The following is a 2,701-nucleotide window of genomic DNA, read 5'->3' on the forward strand; positions in this document are numbered from 1 at the left end:
TCTTAAGTTACACCCTCAAGTAAAACTTCAATTATAAAACCGTTCCTAGATTTATGGCTTTCAAAGATTATCCTCCTTATCTTTTCTAATCTTATTTTAATGCCTGCTATCTTTAATACCTGATAGTTTCATCATCGTATATTTATAAACCTATCAAACTTTATTTTATCATCACGGCTTTTACCTCTGGCTTAATTAAGTAATGCCAAATCATCCACAATCTTTATTGGTTTTATTTAAACTGTTACTCAAACATGCAATTAAACATATGCGCTAACGGAGAGCAAAAGAGTAGGAGTCGTTTCTAGAAAGTTAAACGCGAGAACAGCTCACAGTAATATAAGTGCGCCAACTAATATTACCCAGCATGTAATGCTGCTTTATATACCTCTGATGTAAAAAATAGAAATACATGTTGCTAAACTAATAACATATATTGAAAAGCAGTACCGTGACTGGTGCTCAATAGATAGTTACGCCAACAGGCAACTTGTTGCGCACTAAGCCCTAGTTACGTAGCAAAACCAAATAAGTTATAAAATAACGCAAGCATACCTACGGTACGTCGAATTCAACCCAATACGCGAGCATCCAATAAAGAATAAAAAACAGAACATCTAGTAAAGGCATGCTTTTATTATATGTAAAATGCCTAGGATAAACTGATGCAGAGAATCGCATATTTCTATAGCTCATGTGGAAACTAAAGCTATGTAGGTGATTACACTATTACCCATTCTTAGAGGCATATGCCCTTAACCGTATAATAGGCGACGAATTAAACCCAACTAATATAGGGCAAAGATCCCGAACACATTAACTAATAGTATAAAGTAACAATTTAACTGATTAATGATGGCGTGTTTAGTGGAGGTTAGTGCGTCATGGATAATAGTAGGACTAAGGTAGGCATTGTAAGTAAAAAACTAACTTAGCACTTATTAAAGTACAGGCTTATATATGCGATTAGATATAAGATAATCTCAAAGTATTAATATAATCTTTTTGGCTGAATGGTGATATTCAAACTTTTAAATATGCGTGTATAAACTACAAATCTAAAAAAGCGAGCCGTAGCTCGCTAATTAATCTTCATTTCCAGGCTTCTGAGTCGACCTCTTTATTTAATTTTGGATGTTTGCTCTTATCAAACGTAGGAATTAGCCCCTTTTTACGTTGCTCGTTGTAGTCTTTTGAGAGCCACACAACAACACCTGAAAGCATAAACAGCGCTATTACGTTTACAATCGCCATTAATCCCATTGATATATCAGCTAATGTCCAAATTAAGCCAAGTTCACCAATAGCGCCAAACATCACCATTGCTAATACAAGCAATCTAAAAATAAACATGCCTTTATTAGAGTTATGTTCTAAAAACATTAAATTAGTTTCAGCGTATGAATAGTTAGCGACAATAGAAGTAAAAGCAAAGAACAAGATAGCGATAGCAACAAAGTAAGAACCCCAGCTACCAACATGCTCTTGTAAAGCTGCTTGCGTAAGTTCAATTCCCATCACCCCAGACTCAGGTACTAATTGTTGAGATAGTAAAATTAACGACGCAGTCGCGGTACAAATAACAATAGTATCAATAAATACACCCAGCATTTGTACATAGCCTTGCGATGCAGGGTGAGGTGGATAAGGTGTTGCAGTTGCGGCAGCATTTGCTGCGCTACCCATACCAGCTTCGTTTGAGAATAATCCACGCTTGATCCCTTGGATCATCGCCTGTGTTACACCATAACCAATTGCACCTGCACCTGCTTGTTCAAGTCCAAAAGCACTTTTTATAATAAGTACCAACACATCTGGTAAAGCAGTAAAATTCATTGCACATACATATATTGCAACTAATAAATAGGCTAATGCCATAAAAGGTACAACCATTTCTGCAAATCGTGAGATTGTTTTTAAGCCACCAAAGATAATAATACCTGAGCCAACAACAAGTACTATTCCAACAATATATTTTGGTACATCAAACGCTACTTCGAATGCTGCAGCAATAGAGTTTGACTGTACGGCATTAAATACTAGGCCAAAAGCTAAAATTAAACATAACGAGAATAAAACGCCCATCCAACGCTTACCTAAACCTACTTCCATATAATAAGCAGGGCCACCTCTAAAATTACCTTCAGCATCTTTTGTTTTATAAGCTTGTGCTAAGGTACTTTCTGCAAAACTGGTTGCCATTCCTATTAAGGCAATAAGCCACATCCAAAAAATCGCACCTGGGCCACCTAAATATAAAGCAACAGCTACACCTGCCATATTACCTGTACCAACACGGGCGGCTAAAGATGTACAAAAAGCTTGGAATGACGATATCTCATTATCGCCGCACTTACGCGAACCAAACATTACTTTAAACATATGTGGAAATTGCACAATTTGAATGAAGCCTAACCGAACGGTAAAAAACAGGCCTGCTGCTATTAATAAGTAGACGAGAACTTGGCCCCACAAAAGGGCACTTATACTATTTATTATGTCTGTCATGGATACTACCTAAATACATGAGTTAAAAAAGTGCTGGCAACTTACCACAACAAACAAAAAGAGTTTAGTTTTAAAGTGCAAAAAGCACAGTTATCAACAGGCTTTTGTGAGTAACTTGTGATCTAGTTGTGAGCTTTATCTGTGTATAAAATAAATCTAATTTTACTTAATAAAACGCTTGCGTAAGAATCGA

Annotated in this window: 1 protein-coding gene; it reads right to left on the reverse strand. The window is 36.2% G+C overall.

Features of this window, described 5'->3' with window-relative positions; all coding sequences use genetic code 11:
• Positions 1-1,092 precede the first annotated feature (1,092 nt).
• Positions 1,093-2,508 carry an alanine/glycine:cation symporter family protein gene (locus J8L71_RS18265; RefSeq protein WP_211001788.1) on the reverse strand — a complete coding sequence of 472 codons (1,416 nt, stop codon included), beginning with the start codon at positions 2,506-2,508 and terminating at the stop codon, positions 1,093-1,095.
• Positions 2,509-2,701: the final 193 nt, after the last annotated feature.

The sequence above is a fragment of the Pseudoalteromonas sp. MMG007 genome (assembly GCF_018100985.1).
Taxonomy (GTDB): Bacteria; Pseudomonadota; Gammaproteobacteria; order Enterobacterales; family Alteromonadaceae; genus Pseudoalteromonas.

Excerpts from the sequence above, each read along its gene's own strand:
- J8L71_RS18265 (WP_211001788.1), bottom strand. The coding sequence starts at position 2,508 with ATGACAGACATAATAAATAGTATAAGTGCCCTTTTGTGGGGCCAAGTT.